This window comes from Paraburkholderia unamae, assembly GCF_003096875.1.
Classification (GTDB): Bacteria; Pseudomonadota; Gammaproteobacteria; order Burkholderiales; family Burkholderiaceae; genus Paraburkholderia; species Paraburkholderia unamae.
The window spans coordinates 110,519-127,533 of sequence record NZ_QEOB01000022.1 but is presented as its reverse complement, the minus strand read 5'-3'; the positions used below and the strand labels follow the sequence as shown (position 1 = coordinate 127,533).

At 63.6% G+C, this 17,015-nt stretch carries 16 protein-coding genes and 1 pseudogene; 8 read left to right on the top strand and 9 right to left on the bottom strand.

Annotation, left to right across the window (positions count from 1 at the left end):
- Nucleotides 1–14: 14 nt before the first annotated feature.
- The 6 genes and pseudogenes from C7402_RS35640 to C7402_RS35615 all read right to left on the bottom strand — a co-directional run bounded on the left by C7402_RS35640 (nt 15) and on the right by C7402_RS35615 (nt 7,533).
- Complete coding sequence (locus tag C7402_RS35640) at nt 15–1,478, bottom strand: benzaldehyde dehydrogenase (protein ID WP_116613908.1); 1,464 nt, start codon at nt 1,476–1,478, stop codon at nt 15–17.
- 175 nt (nt 1,479–1,653) lie between these two features.
- The gene (locus C7402_RS35635) at nt 1,654–2,562 is read right to left on the bottom strand and encodes a helix-turn-helix domain-containing protein (RefSeq protein WP_165842071.1); all 909 of its coding nucleotides are present in this window, start codon (nt 2,560–2,562) and stop codon (nt 1,654–1,656) included.
- Nucleotides 2,563–2,664: 102 nt separating this feature from the next.
- Nucleotides 2,665–4,236 (bottom strand): methyl-accepting chemotaxis protein, encoded by a 1,572-nt coding sequence (locus C7402_RS35630; RefSeq protein ID WP_116613906.1) that lies wholly within the window; start codon nt 4,234–4,236, stop codon nt 2,665–2,667.
- Nucleotides 4,237–4,640: 404 nt separating this feature from the next.
- Nucleotides 4,641–4,745 (bottom strand): annotated as a pseudogene (locus C7402_RS35625) (benzoate 1,2-dioxygenase small subunit); the annotation flags it as partial.
- Between the two features lie 636 nt (nt 4,746–5,381).
- Nucleotides 5,382–6,101 (bottom strand): response regulator, encoded by a 720-nt coding sequence (locus C7402_RS35620; RefSeq protein ID WP_112178160.1) that lies wholly within the window; start codon nt 6,099–6,101, stop codon nt 5,382–5,384.
- Nucleotides 6,094–7,533: an ATP-binding protein gene (locus C7402_RS35615; RefSeq protein WP_116613905.1), complete on the bottom strand. Its 1,440-nt coding sequence runs from the start codon at nt 7,531–7,533 to the stop codon at nt 6,094–6,096. Before C7402_RS35615 ends, C7402_RS35620 begins: the two co-directional genes overlap by 8 nt.
- A 283-nt stretch (nt 7,534–7,816) precedes the next feature.
- Between C7402_RS35615 and C7402_RS35610 the strand changes: the two genes are divergently transcribed.
- From C7402_RS35610 to C7402_RS35575, 8 genes are all read left to right on the top strand, one after another.
- On the top strand, nt 7,817–8,596 hold the full coding sequence (locus tag C7402_RS35610) for a response regulator (RefSeq protein ID WP_165842070.1): 780 nt from the start codon (nt 7,817–7,819) through the stop codon (nt 8,594–8,596).
- A gap of 84 nt (nt 8,597–8,680) precedes the next feature.
- Nucleotides 8,681–8,881: a hypothetical protein gene (locus C7402_RS35605; protein ID WP_116613903.1), complete on the top strand. Its 201-nt coding sequence runs from the start codon at nt 8,681–8,683 to the stop codon at nt 8,879–8,881.
- An 81-nt stretch (nt 8,882–8,962) separates the two neighbouring features.
- On the top strand, nt 8,963–9,967 hold the full coding sequence (locus tag C7402_RS35600) for a glycosyltransferase family 9 protein (RefSeq protein ID WP_224041175.1): 1,005 nt from the start codon (nt 8,963–8,965) through the stop codon (nt 9,965–9,967).
- 61 nt (nt 9,968–10,028) lie between these two features.
- Complete coding sequence (locus C7402_RS35595) at nt 10,029–10,901, top strand: glycosyltransferase family 9 protein (protein ID WP_116613902.1); 873 nt, start codon at nt 10,029–10,031, stop codon at nt 10,899–10,901.
- A gap of 93 nt (nt 10,902–10,994) precedes the next feature.
- On the top strand, nt 10,995–12,050 hold the full coding sequence (locus C7402_RS35590; RefSeq protein ID WP_116613901.1) for a glycosyltransferase family 4 protein: 1,056 nt from the start codon (nt 10,995–10,997) through the stop codon (nt 12,048–12,050).
- Nucleotides 12,051–12,215: 165 nt separating this feature from the next.
- Nucleotides 12,216–13,142, top strand: coding sequence for a catechol 2,3-dioxygenase (locus C7402_RS35585; RefSeq protein ID WP_112178166.1), 927 nt, complete (start codon nt 12,216–12,218; stop codon nt 13,140–13,142).
- 160 nt (nt 13,143–13,302) lie between these two features.
- The gene (locus C7402_RS35580) at nt 13,303–14,385 is read left to right on the top strand and encodes a hypothetical protein (protein ID WP_133254614.1); all 1,083 of its coding nucleotides are present in this window, start codon (nt 13,303–13,305) and stop codon (nt 14,383–14,385) included.
- Between the two features lie 124 nt (nt 14,386–14,509).
- The gene (locus C7402_RS35575) at nt 14,510–15,079 is read left to right on the top strand and encodes a DsbA family protein (protein WP_116613899.1); all 570 of its coding nucleotides are present in this window, start codon (nt 14,510–14,512) and stop codon (nt 15,077–15,079) included.
- A gap of 43 nt (nt 15,080–15,122) precedes the next feature.
- Here the strand turns inward: C7402_RS35575 and C7402_RS35570 are convergent, their stop codons facing one another.
- Genes C7402_RS35570 through C7402_RS35560 form a run of 3 tightly spaced genes read right to left on the bottom strand, consistent with a single transcriptional unit; the run spans nt 15,123 to nt 16,914 of the window.
- On the bottom strand, nt 15,123–15,890 hold the full coding sequence (locus tag C7402_RS35570; protein WP_116613898.1) for a 2-keto-4-pentenoate hydratase: 768 nt from the start codon (nt 15,888–15,890) through the stop codon (nt 15,123–15,125).
- Nucleotides 15,887–16,693: a 2-keto-4-pentenoate hydratase gene (locus C7402_RS35565; RefSeq protein WP_116613897.1), complete on the bottom strand. Its 807-nt coding sequence runs from the start codon at nt 16,691–16,693 to the stop codon at nt 15,887–15,889. The genes C7402_RS35570 and C7402_RS35565 overlap by 4 nt, the downstream gene beginning before the upstream one ends.
- 2 nt (nt 16,694–16,695) lie before the next feature.
- Nucleotides 16,696–16,914, bottom strand: a complete 219-nt coding sequence (locus tag C7402_RS35560; RefSeq protein WP_116613896.1) for a tautomerase family protein — start codon at nt 16,912–16,914, stop codon at nt 16,696–16,698.
- Nucleotides 16,915–17,015: the final 101 nt, after the last annotated feature.

Genomic DNA, 17,015 nt, shown 5'->3' with positions numbered 1-17,015 from the left:
AGCGTGCTATCCGGTCAGAACGGATATTCGATCGGAGCGTCCATGGCGCTGATCCATTGCGTCTGCGTGAATTCCTCGACATTGGCCGGCCCGCCGAAGCGGCCGCCATTTCCAGAGGCGCCCATGCCCCCAAACGGCACCTGGAACTCGTTGTTCACGGTTTGATCGTTTATGTGGATCATGCCGCTCTTCAAGCGTCTGGCCACGCTCATCGCCGCCGACATCGACCCGGAATGAACCGCAGCGGCAAGACCGTATTCGCTCGCGTGAACCAGTTCGATCGCCTCGTCTACGGAATCGAACAGCGTGACCGGCGCGACGGGGCCGAAGATTTCGTCCTTGAAAGCGGGCATGTGCGGCGTGACGTCCGCCAGCACGGTGGGCTCGAAGAACCGGCCACGGCGCTGGCCGCCGGCGGCAATCACCGCGCCCATCTCCACGCTGTCGCGCACGATGCGCTCGACGCGCTCCGCCTGGCGGGCGTTGATGAGCGGGCCGATATGCACGGGCTCCGTGGCGGGATTGCCCACTGCCAGCTTTCTCGCGCGCGCGGCGAGCTTCGCGACGTAGCTCTCGGCCACACTGCGGTGAACCAGATGCCGCCCCGCCTGCATGCAGATTTGCCCCTGGTGCAGGAACGCGCCCCATGCCGCGCACGAAGCGGCTTTGTCGAGATCGGCGTCGGGCAATACGATGATCGGATTGTTGCCGCCCAGTTCGAGCGAGGTCTTCTTCAACATGCGCCCGCAGGTTTCGCCAATCTGCCGGCCAACCGCAGTCGAGCCCGTAAAGGAAATCATGCCGACGGCCGGGTGGCGCACCACGGCATCGCCCGTTTGCGCGCCGCCTGGCAGCACTTGCAGCACACCGCGCGGCAAGCCGGCGTCCTCGAACAATTCCGCGATCAAGGCGCCGCCCGTTACGGCGCTTTGCTGGTCGGGCTTGAGGACGACGGCATTGCCGAGCGCAATGGCCGGCGCAACGGAGCGCAAGGCGAGCAGCAGCGGGAAATTCCAAGGCGCGATGACGCCGACCACGCCGATCGGCAACCGGCGCCAGGTGTTGGTCCGCCCGGGCATTGAAGAGGGAAACAGCGTGCCGGTGGGGTGCATCGGCAGTGCGGCCGCCATGAGCAACTGTTCGTAGCTCGCATCGAGCTCCCACTGGGCCTTGGGAACGATCGAACCGCACTCGCGCACGTTCCAGTAATTGAAGCGCTCCGCGCGGGCCTTGATCAATCGGGCCGCTTCGTGCAGGACCGCTGCGCGCTTGTCGAACGTCGTTTCGGCCCACGCGCGTTGCGCGACGACAGCGCGCTCAATGGCGGTGTCGACATCTTCTCGCGACGCGAGGGCGATTGTGCCGATCTGATTGTCCGTTGCGGGTTCCATCACCGGTGCGGTGGCGCCCGTTCCCTTGACCCATTCACCGAGGAAGATTTTCCCGGTCCACTGCCCTTCGCTGCCTGTACCCGTCATGTGTGTCTCCGAATGTCATCGTTAGCGCCGCTGCCCCGCATGATTCGAACGGGCGCCAGCGTGATAATGATGAGTGATTCGGAGCCGCAGAAGTTGTCCAGCACGCGCCAACTCCTTGTCCATAGCGCCACCGGATTTGCACAGCCTGCGCGCAGCGTCGTGGCTTTCTCCCGGCTTACTGCGCAGCCGCAGCCGCCTTGCCGCCTTCGCGCAATTCCTTGGGCGTGGCGCCGTAGCGCTGCTTGAATAGACGGCTAAAGTGCGCGGCGCTCGCGAAGCCGCAGCGCCAGGCGATTTCCTCGATACGCAAACCGTCCGCCTTTGCCGACGTGAGGAACTGATACGCCCTTTCCAGCCGCTGGTTCCACAGGTAGCGCATGGGCGACGTACCCTCCTCGCGAAAAATGCGATTGAGGTAGCTGATCGAAAGCCCCGCCGCGTGAGCGATGGTCGTCGCATCGAGCGTTTCGTCGCCGATATGCTGTGCGATGAAGCGCTTGACCCGGTATCGCGCCGCCTCGCCCGTCCGGCTCGCGGGGCGGGAATCGGCGTGCAGCAGCACGTCCATCAGGTCCAGCAGCTGCGCGCCCAACAGCGTGCGCGTTTGCTCCGCCAGGCCGCCGCCTCGCGACGCAATCACGCGCACCATGTCGTGAACCGTCTGAACGTCCGGTGACTGGACGTCCGGGGCAAGCCAGTGATTGAACTGGCTCGGGTAGCCGCGCTCCCGCAGCGCCGGCTTGGGACAGGTCACGACGACCATCCGCGTTTCCTCTTCGACGTATTCCAGAAACGGCGCAGCCGGATCGACAATGACGAGGCTGCCCGCCGCAAAGCGGCGCTGTTCCCCGTTCTGCTCAAACCTCGCGGTCCCGTTGACCACGAGCTTGAGATAGAGCTGATCCTCCGTCTGCTCCATCTTGCGGCGCGGAGCCAGCGTCTGCGCGCTCATGCGAACCTCGGCGACACACACCTCGCCGATCTCCCGCCTGTCGATCTCGACCTCGCACGAAGGCCCCGGATGACGCTCGCAATTCAGCCCATAGACCTTTTCGAGCACCTCCCGCCATTGCGCGAATGCCATGCTATATCGCGGCTGCGTTGCGGGATTGGCGCAGGGGACGACCCGGTTAGCGTTCATCGCGGTCACGCCTTTTGAAGATGATGGAAAGTGCCGCGCGCGAGGCTAGAAATGAAAAGCGCTCATCGTCGTGCCGAGCCGCATGCTTTGCTGACTCAATACGCCGGCAATGGCGGCCGCGTCCTCCACCATCGACGCGTTTTGCTGTGTCGTCCGGTCGATCTGCGAAATGGCGCCGCCCACTTCCACAATGCCGCGGCCCTGCTCCTCCGAGGCCACCGAAATCCTTCCAACAAGCGCCGAAACGCTTTCCGAAGACGCCACGATGCGCTCGATGGTTTGCCGCGCTTCCAGCACGACGTCGGCGCCCCGGCGGCTCTGATCGACCGAGTGATTGACCAGTTCCTTGATTTCCTTTGCCGCCGCCGCGCTGCGCTGCGCGAGATTGCGCACCTCGGCGGCAACCACGACGAAGCCCCTGCCTTCGGCCCCGGCGCGGGCGGCTTCCACGGCGGCGTTCAACGCGAGAATATTGGTCTGGAAGGCGATGCCTTCGATCACGGCCGAAATTCCCGAAACGCGGCCCGCGCCCTCGATGATGCTCCCCATGGTCGACTGCACGCTGACGATGGACTTCGCACCTTGTGCAGCAGCATTAGACGCCTCGCCCGCGAGTTGCGCCGCCTGCCTCGCGTTGTCCGCGTTCGATTGCACGGCGCCCATCAGCTCCGCCATCGCCGCCGAGGTCTCTTCCAGCGCCGAAGCCTGGTCGTCCGTCCTCGCTGAGAGCTCGAGGTTCGCCGTGACGATTTCGCCCGATTTTCCGCTCACGGTTTCCGTAATGCTCTGCGCTTCGAGCACCATGCTGATGAGACTGCGATGCATGGCACGCAAGGTCGTAACCAGCTCGCCGATTTCGTCTCGCGTCTCCCGATCGGGAAGTTCGCACGCGAGGTCGCCTGCGGCAAGGCGTTGACAGATGCCCACCAGCGCACGCACCTCGACAACGGCGCGCCTGCGCATGCGCAAGCCGTTGCGCAAAAGCAGCAGCACGCCAGCGAGGCCAATTGTGCTCACCACGGCGCCGCTTTCCCCGCCGGATGCCCCGTACCGATCTGCCGCCAGCGCCCCTGCCACCACGATCAGGATACCGAAGCACTGCCAGAGGTAAGCGTCGACCGAATCCGGTCTTATCCACCGCATGCAGCCACGCAGGCCGGTTCGCACGATACGCCCATTGCGCACGGCAAAGCCCGACGAGCCGCGTTTGAGTGCCCGGTATGCTTTCTCCGCAAGCGCGACCTTTTGCGCGCCTGGCTTCGACCTGACGGTCGTGTAGCCGGTGTGGCGTCCCTCGATGACCGTGGGTGTCACGGTCACATCCGCCCAGAAGGCTCTACCGTCCTTACGGCGGTGCTTCATGACGCCGTTCCACGCGCCGTTGGCCTTCAGCGTCTTCCAGAGATCGACCGAAACCTGCTCCGGCATGTCCGGGTGATAGAGAAGATTGCTCGGCGCGCCCTGCAACTCCTCCATCGTGTATCCGCTGATTTGTGCGAAAGCGGGATTCGCATAGCAGATTTTCGCCTCCGCATCGTTACGCGTAATGAGGAAAGCGCGTTCATCGAACGGATCGTCGCCGCCGCCCGGCACATCGTGACTGGTTTGTTCTTGCATGCTCCGACGTCTCCTCTCCACCCCGTTTTTCTCCTCGTCCACAATGGACTGCCACACTCTGGATCAAGCAGGCGCCCGATACCCCCGGTGGTACCACGTCCATCGCCGACCGATTTTTCTTGCCGTCTGACGTCAGAAGCTAGATGAGTTCCGACTTCGGCATCGAGGCTGGCGCAGTGAGTGACTGGCTGCCGCAATGTAGATAAATGCACTTTATAGCATTCTTAACATGCATTAAAATGCGTATTTATGCTGATCTCGTTCCGGGAGCACGAGGAGGACGCACATCCACAAGACGCTTCGAACCCTTATTTTTTGAGTGAAGGCGAAGCGTTCAGGGAGGCACCCGTGGTGGCCGAGGGATTGCGCCTCGTTCGCTCGCATAGTGTTGCGTGCACTCGTTGTCAAACGTGATAGACGTCGAGCACCTGCCGGATGGAGTCGTTCGTCAATACGCTCTTCTTGTGTGCGATCGGGAAGCCGTCGCCCGCCTGGCGCAGCGTGACGAAGTTCATGACCAGGGTCTCCTTATATTTTTATAACACTCAATATGACGTCGCTCCCGTGAAAGAACGGACATGCTGCGCTACTTAGTCTCCTGTCGTGGCTTTATACACGCCGTGCGCGCGCAACGTCCAATACCATTTAGGTCGGATTTCATACCTTGCTAATATGGAGATGTCTCTGCTCACGGCTATGCGGTCATCGAAAGCGATCAGACGCGGCGGCACATACACAAGTTGAGGTGATCGTTGCAGTTCCTGGCGAGTTGCAGCATCAAGCCAACGCACTTTCAGGAACCAGTCCATTTTACGTTTTCGCTCAAAACAAAATCTGGTTCACCACGACAATCATCGGACTCCTTATCAAAGGATTCCATCACTGCGATCGCAATCGTCACAACGCAATCCAGGATCGCGCGCACGAACCAGCGTTCGACCTTTGATTCAGCGACCGCGTTCCTCTACAACGTTTTGATATCGCCGACGCCCGCGACTCCACCACCGTTCCAACCGACGCCGCCGGTTCGTCGAGGAGTCTGCGCTCAAGTTCGTCTTCGTCAACGAGCGCTAACGCGTCTCTGAGCATGTGTGTGCTCATCCGGCCACCGTTTCATTCCTCTATGGATTCCGCCGCCCACACTGTCATTCGCCTGCGGGCGCGATCTCCAGGCGGTAACCCACACCGTAGATGGAGCGAACCATGTCCTGCTCGGGCCGGATCGTCTGGATCTTCCGCCGCAGGTTCTTGACGTGCGAGTCGATCGTGCGGTCGGCAACCACGCGGTGATCGTCGTACAGCGCGCGCAGGAGATAGTCGCGCGCGTAAATGCGGCCCGCGCCCGCGTGCAATAGCGCGAGCAAACGGAATTCGATGGGCGTGAGGTGCAGGTCCTTGCCATCGAGGCGCGCGGCGTGATGCGGCACGTCGATCGAAAACGGAGACGCCGCCGCACCCTGGGCTTCATGATGCGCCCGCGCAAGCAGTTCGCCGCGCCGCAGGATCGCCTTGACGCGCGCCACGACTTCGCGCGGGCTGAACGGCTTGCACACATAATCGTCGGCGCCCAGTTCGAGCCCTAGCAAGCGGTCGATCTCGTCCACGCGCGCCGTGATGATCATCACGGGAATGGCCGAGAACGCGCGCAGTTCGCGGCACACGTCGAGGCCGCTGCGTCCGGGCAGCATCAGGTCCAGCAGCACCATCGACGGCTGATGCGCGCGCACGTAGGGCACGACCTCGCGGCCGTCCGAAAGGATCGCCGTGACGAAATCCTCCTTCGCGAGGTAATCGGCGAGCAGCGCCGCGAGCTTGGGCTCGTCTTCGACGACCAGTATGGACGGCCGTGTGGTCGAATCAATCATGATGCGTGTGTAGTCGAGGGAGTTGAACCAGGATCCGCAGTCCGCCGAACTCTGAGCGCGACGCCTCGATCGTGCCGCCGTGCTGCTCCACGATGTGCTTGCACAACGCGAGACCGAGTCCCGCGCCGCCGCTTTGGCGGCTGCGGGAAGGATCGACACGGAAAAACCGGTCGAACAGATGGGGCAGCAACGGCGCGGGAACGGGCGGAAATGAGTCCTGAACGTCGACGTGGATATCGTCGCCGTTCGACGAGACCGTGAGGCGTACGCGGCCCCCGGCATTGGTATAACGCAGCGCGTTTTCCAGCAGATTCTTCCAGAGCTGCGTGAGGCGATAGGGGTCGCCCGCAAGCGTTGCGTGAGGACCGGCCGGGTCGAACTCCAGCGTGATCTCCTTGGCGGCGAGACGCTCGCGAAATGCGTCGCATGCGGCTTCCACGATCGGCACGAGGTCGAGCGGCACTTTCTCGAACGAAAGCTGGCCAATATCCGCAAGCGACAGTTCGTAGAGGTCGTCGATCAACTGGCTCAGCATGGCAACTTCGGACTGCAAAGAAGCGATGGTTGCCGCATCGGGCCGGCGCACGCCGTCCTCGATCGCCTCCAGTTCGCCACGCAGCACCGAGAGTGGCGTGCGCAGTTCGTGAGAGATATCGGCGATGAAATCGCGCCGGTTGCTCTCGGCTTTTTCGAGCGACGCCGCGAGGCGGTTGAAATCGTTCGCGAGTCTCTGCAATTCGTCGCTGCCTTTGGCCGGCACACGCGTGGCGTAGTCGCCTCCCGCGAGGCGATGTGTGGCCGTGACGATGCGCTTGACGGGCGTGAGCAGGATGCGGGCGAGAACGATCGAGATCGCGGCGGAAAGCAGCGCGGTAAAGCCCACGATGATCCACGTCGCCTGCATTTGACGGTTCCTGAAGCGCTGCTCGGCCTGATTGATAAGCGCTTCCGGTCCCGACACCGAGACCCAGCCGACCGTTTGCCCATTCACGCGCAGCGGATGGCGCACGGCGTCGGGCGGCGGGGGCGGCCCCGCGTGCGTGACCCGGTTCATGTGCGCGTCGTAAAGCGTAAAGGGCGGACGATGCGGCCGCGAGCCATCGGCGAACCCCGGCGCGAACGGTGCGCCCTTGCCGCCCTCCTCGTGCATGCCAGCGGGCGCATCGGGCGGGCGGCCGTCACCCGGCGGTCCCTCGTCGAAGGGCGGTGGCCCCTGCGTCTCGTCGAGAACGAAATCCCAATTGCCATGCTGGGCGTACGAGGCTTCCAGTTCCCGCTGAAGCGCCGCCAGTTCCGTCGCGCTTTGCTCGTCGAGAAAATCCACGAAAGCAAATTCGAAACTCGTGCGGATCGCCACGCCCATGGCCACGGTGGCGAGCAAACAAGCCGAAAGGATCGCGAGAAAGAGTTTGGAAGTGACGCTGGCTTTCATGACGGGCCGGGCCGGTAGCAATAGAACGCGAATGAAAGAACGAAAAGCGGCCAAAAGAAGCGACAAGAGTAATGAAAGTGCAAGCGTAGCTATAAGGCACTATTTTCACCCGAAGCGGACCGTTACGTGTGCGCCGTCCGCCCAAATTCACACTTTCTCCAGATTTCCCTTCTTTTTCCTGCACCGTTGTTCCGTATGATCCGCTGCAATCCATTCGCATCCAGGCCGCCGTTACGCGGGGGTCGAATGGGACGAAGTGCATGACATGGCAAGGGACAGATCGATGAACATTCACGTGCTGCTAGTCGAACCCGACCAGGCGCGCCGCGACGAACTGCGGACCTATCTGCAACGTCAGCAGATCGCAGTGTCGGTGCTGCATGGCGCCGAACGGCTGGACCAACGCCTTGAGCGGGAAACGCCGTCGCTCATCATTCTGCGGCACGAGGCGCCCACGATGGACGGCATCGCGACCCTGCGCACCCTGCGCGAACGAGGGTGGCTCACGCCCTTGATCATCGTGAGCCAGTCCGCCGACGTGGCCGACAAGGTGCTCGCCTTCGAATTCGGCGCCAACGACTATATGGTCGAGCCGTTCGATCACCGCGAACTGCTCGCGCGCCTGTATCACGCGCTGCGCTGCAAGATGGATTTTCCCGCGTCGCCGCACCGGGCGCCGAGGTATGCCTTCGACGGATTCGAACTCGACGCCATGGACAATCTGTTGTTCAAGGACGGGCTCAAGCTGCACGCGCCGCCACTCGACCTCGCCGTACTCACGGTGTTCGCCGCGAACCGGCTGCGCCCGCTGTCGCGCGAGCGCATTGTGAGCCTGCTCGATCGCAAATCGAAAATTCACGCGCGCAGCATCGACGTGATCGTTTTTCGTCTGCGCAGGCTGCTTGGGCTGTCGCCTTGCGGCCGCCAGTATATTCAGACCCGCTATCGGGATGGCTATGTCTTTTCCCCCGACGACGCCCTTTCGTATCTGGACCGCGATCGCATGACAAGCACTCGCGTTGGCGAAAGCACTTGCGAGCAAGCGTCAATGGCGAGCCATTAACGCGCATCGCACCGCAGGTGCGAATGAACAGTGCACAAGCTACTTTTTATCGTAGTCCTACCCATTTTTACGAATAGATACGACATGAAGAAAACCGTTTCCCTCTTTGGCCTGCTTGCATTGATTTCGGCGCTCGGCGGTTGCTGCTGGTGGCCATATTGCGGTCCCGGTCAATGGGGCGGCCCAGGCGGCCCTGGTGGTCCGGGAGGACCCGGCGGCGGCGGTGGTGGTGGCGGCGGCCTGCACGGTGCGATCGTCGTGCCGCAGTCGTCCGCACAAGCCTGATTTCGCGCTGAAAGCGGCTGACTGGCGGAAATATGAAGAAAGATCGCGTAACCAGGAAACCGCCGCACAGTGGCAACATTCGTGTCCATTCCATCCACCTGGTCAGGCTCGCAACCGATGTTTCAGACCGACTGCGCGGCGCCCGCCCGGCGTGACAATACCTCGACCGGCCGCGCCGATGTGCCCGCGCAGCCGCGCAGCGCGGCGTTTGTCATGTCGCCCGCGCTCGGAGACTCACTGAATCTGCTTGTCGTCGCGCACAACCTCGTGCGCGCGGGCTGGCAGGTGGAAATATTCGGTAATCATGCGTGGTCGCTTGCGCGCTGGTTCCCGCATCTGTCGATCCATCCCGCGCTCGGCGAGGAAGACGCACGCGAGCGGCTGGCGAAGTTCGGCGTCGTGGTGCAAATGCACCGCGACCGGCCGCTGAAGCATCTGCGGGCATGGCACCGCGGCTTCATCGATCTGCACGACATCGAATACGAAACCGGCGACCGGTGCATGGCGCACCGCTTCGCCGCGTTCGCGGCGGCTCACTTCGCGCTGCCCTCCGTCGAGATTTCAAACGGCATACACGCGCCGCAAGCGTTGGAGTACCGGCGGCACGCCCAACGCGTGGCGCTTCACCCGGAGGCGAGCACGCCCGACAAGCGCTGGCTCGCGCGCCGCTTCATTGGCCTGTCGCGAAACTTGCGCGGGGAAGGCTTCGCGCCCGAGTTCGTGGTGGCCGAAAGCGAGCGCCCGCACTGGCTGCCGCTGGCAGGCGAGATGCCGCCGTTGCATTCGTTTCGGACTACGTCCGATCTCGCGGCATGGCTCTACGAATCGGGCTGGTTCATCGGCAACGATTCGGGTGTGGGGCATCTGGCCTCGGCGCTCGGCATACCGACGCTAACCGTATTTCGCCGCCGGCGCGTTGCGCAACGCTGGCGCCCCGGATTCCAGCGCGGCGAGATCGTGTTGCCGCCGTGGTGGCTGGCGAGCGCCGGTCTCAAGGAAAAGTGGTGGCGAGAAAGCATCTCGACGAAGCGCGTGCAGCGCGCATTTCGCGTCTTGCGGGCGCGCTTCGCGCCGCATGCGGCGTAACGCGCCAGTCTCGACGCTCAAGCCAGCGGCGGACGGTTGCCGTCCAACCCTTCACATCAACATGAAAATTCAGATCCAGGGCAGCATTGCGGTGGCGCTTCCGCCGCCGATTGGCGACAGCCTCATCGGGCTCGTGCTCGTCAACAACCTCGTTCGCAACGGCTACCGCCCGGTCGTGTTCGGCTGGGTGGCCGAGCAACTGGAGGCCTGGTTTCCCGGCTTGACGGTCGGCTATCCGAGCGCATACGCGGGCGCCTTCGACACGGTGATAGAACTGCGGCCGACCGACTTCGGCCCGATGCTGAGCCGCAGCGGCAATACGGTGTGCCTGGCTGACCTGCCCGAATATGGCGGATCGAAACACATGATCGATCGCATCGCCGATATTGCCGCGAACGTATTCGATCTGCGCCACGTGACACATTCGAACGGCCTCGTCGTACCGGCGAGCGTGCAGCGCGGACGGTGCGCGAATCGCGTCGTGATCCATCCGACCGGCAGCCACCCGGAAAAAATGTGGAGCCGCGAAAAATTTCTCGCGCTCGCCGACGAACTCAAGCGCGCACACCTGCATCCAACCTTCCTCGTCGCGCCCGGCGAGATTGCCACCTGGCGGCAAGCGACGCTGCGTGACCACGAAGTCCATTCCCTGGCGCGGCTCGAAGACGTGGCGGCGTGGATCGCCGAATCGGCGTGGTTCATCGGCAACGACTCGGGACCAGGCCATCTCGCCTCGTCGATCGGCGTGCCGACGCTCACCCTTTTCATGCGGCGCGGCCTCGCGCTTACGTGGCGCCCCGGCTGGGGGCCCGGCGACATCGTTTTGCCGCCCAACGTCATACCGTTCGGCAATCTCAAGGAGCGGCTCTGGAAGCAACTGCTCAGCGTAAGCCGTGTAATGGCGCACTTTCAGGCGCTGCAATCGCGCTCCTGAGCGGGGCGTGCGCGCCCGGCTTCGCTGCGGGAGCGCAGCAGTCACGAAACCACGGCCGTGTCGAAGCGGCCAACTTCGAAGAAGCGAATCGCCATGAAAATCGGTGTTTCCTGCAACGTGATGCAACATAGCGGCGGCATGGAGCGTTACGCGCGAGACCTCGCACGCGGCATAGCCGAGCGCGGCTTTCGCCCGGCGTATTTCGCGCGGCGCCTCGACCCGACGCTGCCGGAGCACGCGATGATCGACCCGCATCGCATCAACGTGTCGTTTCTGCCGGGCAAGCTGCGCGACGCGTGGTTCTCATGGCGGCTGCGTCATGCGAGGCGTGCGGCCGCCGTGGACGTCATGGTCGGCTGCAACCGCGTGGACAGTTCGGATATCGCCGTGTGCGGAGGAACCCACCGCGGGTTCCTCCGCGCGTGCGGCCGCAAACCTACGCTTTTCGATCGTTGGCAGATTGCGCTGGAAGAACGCCAGTACGCCAACGCCGCGATCATCCTCGCGCACTCGCCCTTGATGCGCGACGAACTGATCGAGCTATATGGCATTCACGAGGCCAAGGTGCGCATCCTGCGCCCACCCGTCGACACGGCCCGCTTCACGCCGGTCGATGCGCCTGCGCGGGCGGCGCTGCGCAAGCGACTGGGCTTCCAGGACCACGAATGCGTGCTGCTCTTTCCCTCGAGCAGTCATGTGCGCAAGGGTCTTGCTCTCGTTGAAGCGGCCTTGCGGGACCTCGATGAACCCGTCGTCGTCGCAGTCGTCGGCCGCCCGGTGGGCGCTGTCTCGCCGCGTGTGCGTTATATCGGCTTCCAGCGCGAGATCGAAGACTGCTACCGCGCCGCCGACTTCACCATCCTCGCCTCGGCCTATGAGCCGTTCGGGCTGGTGGGTATCGAGTCGGTCATGTGCGGTACGCCGGTGATCATTCCTTCGACGATGGGTTGCGCCGACGTGATCGCCAGGCACGCGAAATACGTATTCGAGCGCCGCGGCGTGCTGTCGCTGCGTGCGGCGATCAGGCGCGCAGTGGCCAGCCGGTGCGCCGCGACGACGAAGCGCGAGAAAGCCGTGCTTTACGACGCCAGCGTGGCCGCTCACATCGACTCGCTGCTTGCGCTTGCAAACCTGGTTCACAGCGGATAAAGGAATGGAGCGAGGCGGTTGAATGTCGACTCCGCCGCCGTTCACGCAGGCGATACCGTTTTGGTATGGCCAGGCGCATCGACAGTATTGGACTCGCACCACACCGGCTGCGTATGCTTCACCACGGGAATCCAAATAACCAACATTGCCCCTGGAGGAGATACCATGGCACTCACCGGCGTGCTGCGCCCCGGTCACACGCAGATCCGCGTTCTGGATCTCGAAGCGTCCGTTGACTTCTATACGAACACCGTCGGCCTCGTCGAAACCGGCCGCGACAAGGCAGGCCGCGTCTACCTGAAAGCGTGGGATGAGCGCGACCATCACAGCATCATATTGCGCCGGGCCGAGCGGCCGGGCACCGACTTCTACGGCCTCAAGGTGCTCGACAAGCGCACGCTCGACAAGCTCGAAAGCGACCTGCGCGCCTATGGCGTCGCCACGGAACGATGGGGCGCGGGCGAGTTGCTGGAAACCGGCGAGCGCGTGCGCTTCGAGGCCCCGACCGGGCATCTTTTCGAACTCTATGCCGAAAAGACCGAGGTGGGCGACGGTCTGGGCTACGTGAATCCGGACATTCTCATTGAGGATCGCAAGGGCATTTCGCCCATCCGCCTCGATCACTGGCAAATTCATGGCGGCGACCTGGACGGCAGCCGCAATCTCTTCGTGGACGTGCTCGGCTTCACGCTGACCGAGCGCATACTCGCCGAAGACGGCAAGACCGACATGGCCGTATGGCTGACCTGCTCGAACAAGGCGCACGACATTGCCTTCGTGCGCGACGAGCGCAATGACACCTCGCATCACGCCGCGTTTCTCATCGAGACGTGGGAAAAGCTGCTCTACGCAGCGGACCTGCTGGCGAAACGGCGCGTGACGATCGATATCGGTCCGCTGCGGCACGGCATTACCCGTGGGACGACCATCTACTTCTTCGATCCTTCGGGCAACCGGCTCGAAACGTTCTGCGGCGGCTACAGCTTCTATCCGGACATGAAGCCCTATACGTGGACATGGGACCAGATTGGTTCCGCAATCTTCTATCACACGCGCGAACTCAACGAACGCTTCCTGACCGTGGTGACCTGATTCGATGCGCCCCGGCCGCCTGGCGGCGGTTTCGGGGTACGCTCCGGGCGTTCTCGTGCCGAGCGCCCGCTTCATTCATTTTCTCCCCGATCCATTTATTTCGCATTCCTTTTCAATAAATCGAGGAGAGCGCAATGAGAATGTCTATATGCAACCCATCATGAATTCAGTGCCGCGCGGCTTGCTGGCCGCCGCGCTCGTGATTACGCTTTCGCTGTGCGCCACGGTCACGATGTCTCCGGCCACGCTCTCCGGCTGGGCCTCGCTCGTGCTCGTCGCCATGGTGCCCACGCAGGTCGTTTCCGGTCTGCTCTGGAAGAACGGCTACCCTCGCACAAGCGCCCTGCTCCCTCAACCCGCGCGCGGCTTGCTGCAACTGGCCATGACGATCGCGATCGGCGCTTGCGTCGCCTTTACGGTGCTTCACACACTGGGAGGCGGCGCGCCCACCCCTTTCGCCATCATGTTTCTGATCCTTTCGGTTCCGGTCACGTTCTGCCTGGTCGCCGTGTGGGGTGCCTGGCCATTGCGATGCTTCGTTAGAAACGAGGGTCTGCTGGGTCTAGCCCTTCTCGCGGCTGCATACGCCGTCACTTACCTCCTGTTCCGCACGCTGTTCAGCTTTTCGTTCGCCTCTCAAGCGCCGTTCTATCGTAGTGCGCTCGATCCGCATGGTGCATTCGCCGCGTGGTATCCGCTGGCTGCCGCGCTCGACGCACTGGTGTTCATGTTGATTGGCGTGCTGTTCGACTTCTGGCCCGTCGCGGCGCTCGCGCGGCGCTTTCCGCTCATGGGCGGGCAACCCGCTGCGGGGATCGCCGTGTCGATCGGCGTTGCGACATGCGCGGCGCTGCTCTGGCATGGATTCGTGGATTTGCTCGCGATGGAGGTCGTCATGTTCATGACGCGTATTTGCGTGTGCACGATCTTCGGGATCTTCGTCGTGCTGGTCATGCTCGAAGGCCTACCGGCGTTGCAAGTTCCCCAACCGTTGCGCGGCGTCTTGCTCACCGCCGTGGCGGTCGCGACCGGTCAAGCCGCATTCGTGCTTTATGGACTCGTCGCCGAGCGCACCTTCCATCTGCTGCCTGGCGCACCGGCCTATGCATTGGAACTCTGGCTGGCTTCGAGCATGCTCTCGGTCACATTCCCGGCCATGGTGCTGTTCGCGCAGTATTTCCAGTTCTGGCCACTCGCCTCACGCGGCAACCCGATAGCGGCACCGCATTGCGATACCGCGTGAACCTGCGCCCGGCGCACTCAAGAAGCGCGCGACGATAGAATGGTGCGAATCGTTCGTGCGGCGCTCGGCCTCCCGCGCGCCGCGCCTTGAAGCCATCGCCATACCGGATCGAGGACCTGAAGACATGACCGAAAGCATAACCCCCGCCCCCGCCTGGAAAGCCGACCCGCTCACGTGGGGCCACGGCCCCCGCGTGTTCGAGATGTTTCTCGAACCGACCTGCCCGTTCTCGGTGCGGGCGTTCGGCAAGATCGATGCCTTGCTGGAGGAAGCGGGTAGCGATCGCATCACCGTGAAGATCCGGCTGCAATCGCAGCCGTGGCATATGTATTCCGGTGTGGTCGTGCGCTGCATTCTGGCCGCCTCGACCTTGCCCGCCGGCAGGGAGGCCGCGAAAGCCGTGATGGCCGCAGTGGCTGCGCACCGCGAGGAATTCGAGTTCACCCGCCACTGCGGCGGCCCCAACATGGACGCCACGCCCAACGACATCATTGCGCGCGTGGAGCGCTACAGCGACATTGAACTGCGCGCGGCGTTCGCGAATCCCGAACTCGACCGCGAAATCAAATGGCACGCGAAATACGCGCGCCAGAATGGCATTCACGTCTCGCCCACCTTCATGATCGACGGCCTGGTCGATCCGAAGGTGGGCAGCGGCGACGAAGTGTCCGCATGGGCGGCGCTGCTGCGCTAACAGCAGCGCGTGGCATTCATTGGCGATGCCAATCGGCCGGCATTCAGTCCTTCACGTAGAAGCCGGCGCGCCCGAGGCGCTCCATTTCCACGCTGACATACTGCCCCGGCCGCAGCCATTCCGCCGACGTCGCACCACCGGCCATCACGACATCGCCCGCTTGCAACGGCTCGCCTGCGGCCGCGGCAAGCCGCGCGGCGGCCACCAGCGAGCGCAACGGATGACCGAGCAGCGCCGCCGTGGAACCCACCTGCACCGGGCGGCCGTCGATACTCAGCACGAGCCCGAGGTTGGAGAAGTCGGTACGCGGATCGCACCATGCGCCGATCACGAAGCCGCTCGACGAGGCATTGTCGGCAATCACTTCGGGCAGGCTGAAGCGGAAGTCGCGATAGCGCGAATCGATGATCTCCAACGCGGGGGCGATGGCCTCCACGGCGGCGAGCGCGGCGGGGCCCGTTTCGTCGCCGTTCAGGCCGCGCTTGAGGATGAAGGCGATTTCGGGCTCGACGCGCGGATGCACGTAATTCGCGTGTGAAATCGCTGTGTTTTCCTCGACCTGCATGGCCGACGTCAGGCGGCCCCAGATGACGTCCGAGAGCCCCATCTGCACCATCTTCGCGCGGCTCGTGAAGCCCATTTTCACGCCCACGCGCCGCTCGCCACGCGCCAGGCGGCGCGCGATGGACGCACGCTGGATCGCATAGGCGTCGTCGAGCGAAAGCGCGCCGTTGGGATCGAACTGCTCGACTTCATGCGCATGGCGCGCCGCGTCGTCGAGTTGCACGGCGATCTGTTGATTCAGGCTCATTGTGCGGCCCCGGTCGATGTGGGTTCAAACACGGCGCGCACGGAACCGAGCCCGTTGATGCGCGCTTCGAAAACGTCGCCCGGCGTGACTGCCGCCATTGGCCCGAGCGCGCCCGAAAGCACCACGCTGCCCGCGCGCAACGGCGTGCCGCGCAGCGCCATCGTACGCGCGAGCCATACCACGGCATTGAGCGGATGGCCAAGACAGGCCGTGCCCGCCCCCACCGAAACGGGCTCGCCACGGCGCTCGAGCACCATGCCGCACAGGCGCAAGTCGAATGCATCCAGCTTGACAGGCTGAGCGCCAAGCACGAATGCCGACGACGACGCGTTGTCGGCGACGGTATCGACAATGCCGATATTCCAGTTCGCGATGCGGCTGCCCACGATCTCGAGCGCCGGCAGCGCGTAGTCGATCGAAGCGATCACGTCGGCCAGTCCCGCGTGCGGCGCGTCGAGATCGCGGCCCAGCACGAAGGCGATTTCCGCTTCGACCTTGGGCTGGGTGAGCACGCGCGCCGGAATCGGCTCGCCGTCACCGTAGCCCATGTCATCGAACAGCACGCCGAAATCTGGCTGATCGACGCCCAGTTGGCGCTGCACCGCTACCGAGGTCAAGCCGATCTTGCAGCCCGTGATGCGGCGTCCTTGCGCAACGCGGGCCAGCGTGTTCTCGCGCTGGATCGCGTAGGCGTCGTCGATACTCATACCGGGGTACGTTTCCCGCAAGGGCGCGAGGAATTCGCCCGTGCTCGCCGCGGCGCGCAGCGCGAGCGCCGCCTCCCTGATCTGTTCGGCGTTCATGTTCAGCGCTCCTGCGGCGAGGCCGAGGCGCCCGGCGCGCCTTCATCCTTGGTGCGCTCTCCGACTGCCCAGTGCGCGCCGGGCACCTGGGTCGCGTAGACGCGAATGCTTTCGAGCGGTGCGCCGAGCGTCTCGTGCACCGTGCGCGCGACCGCCTTGACGCAGGCCTTGACGGCTTCGTCACTGCGGCCCTCTACGAGTGAAATATGGACGATAGGCATGAATGGTCCTTTACGGGTTGACAAGCGCACACAAACGGCGCCACGTTGAGTACCATGTTGCCCAAACCCGCTGCATACCGTCCAATACTCATTTTTGGCGA

Bases quoted from the DNA above. Each gene is read 5' to 3' on its own strand.
- C7402_RS35640 (WP_116613908.1), bottom strand. From the start codon at position 1,478: ATGACGGGTACAGGCAGCGAAGGGCAGTGGACCGGGAAAATCTTCCTC.
- C7402_RS35635 (WP_165842071.1), bottom strand. From the start codon at position 2,562: ATGGCATTCGCGCAATGGCGGGAGGTGCTCGAAAAGGTCTATGGGCTG.
- C7402_RS35630 (WP_116613906.1), bottom strand. From the start codon at position 4,236: ATGCAAGAACAAACCAGTCACGATGTGCCGGGCGGCGGCGACGATCCG.
- C7402_RS35620 (WP_112178160.1), bottom strand. From the start codon at position 6,101: ATGATTGATTCGACCACACGGCCGTCCATACTGGTCGTCGAAGACGAG.
- C7402_RS35615 (WP_116613905.1), bottom strand. From the start codon at position 7,533: ATGAAAGCCAGCGTCACTTCCAAACTCTTTCTCGCGATCCTTTCGGCT.
- C7402_RS35610 (WP_165842070.1), top strand. From the start codon at position 7,817: ATGAACATTCACGTGCTGCTAGTCGAACCCGACCAGGCGCGCCGCGAC.
- C7402_RS35605 (WP_116613903.1), top strand. From the start codon at position 8,681: ATGAAGAAAACCGTTTCCCTCTTTGGCCTGCTTGCATTGATTTCGGCG.
- C7402_RS35595 (WP_116613902.1), top strand. From the start codon at position 10,029: ATGAAAATTCAGATCCAGGGCAGCATTGCGGTGGCGCTTCCGCCGCCG.
- C7402_RS35590 (WP_116613901.1), top strand. From the start codon at position 10,995: ATGAAAATCGGTGTTTCCTGCAACGTGATGCAACATAGCGGCGGCATG.
- C7402_RS35585 (WP_112178166.1), top strand. From the start codon at position 12,216: ATGGCACTCACCGGCGTGCTGCGCCCCGGTCACACGCAGATCCGCGTT.
- C7402_RS35580 (WP_133254614.1), top strand. From the start codon at position 13,303: ATGAATTCAGTGCCGCGCGGCTTGCTGGCCGCCGCGCTCGTGATTACG.
- C7402_RS35575 (WP_116613899.1), top strand. From the start codon at position 14,510: ATGACCGAAAGCATAACCCCCGCCCCCGCCTGGAAAGCCGACCCGCTC.
- C7402_RS35570 (WP_116613898.1), bottom strand. From the start codon at position 15,890: ATGAGCCTGAATCAACAGATCGCCGTGCAACTCGACGACGCGGCGCGC.
- C7402_RS35565 (WP_116613897.1), bottom strand. From the start codon at position 16,693: ATGAACGCCGAACAGATCAGGGAGGCGGCGCTCGCGCTGCGCGCCGCG.
- C7402_RS35560 (WP_116613896.1), bottom strand. From the start codon at position 16,914: ATGCCTATCGTCCATATTTCACTCGTAGAGGGCCGCAGTGACGAAGCC.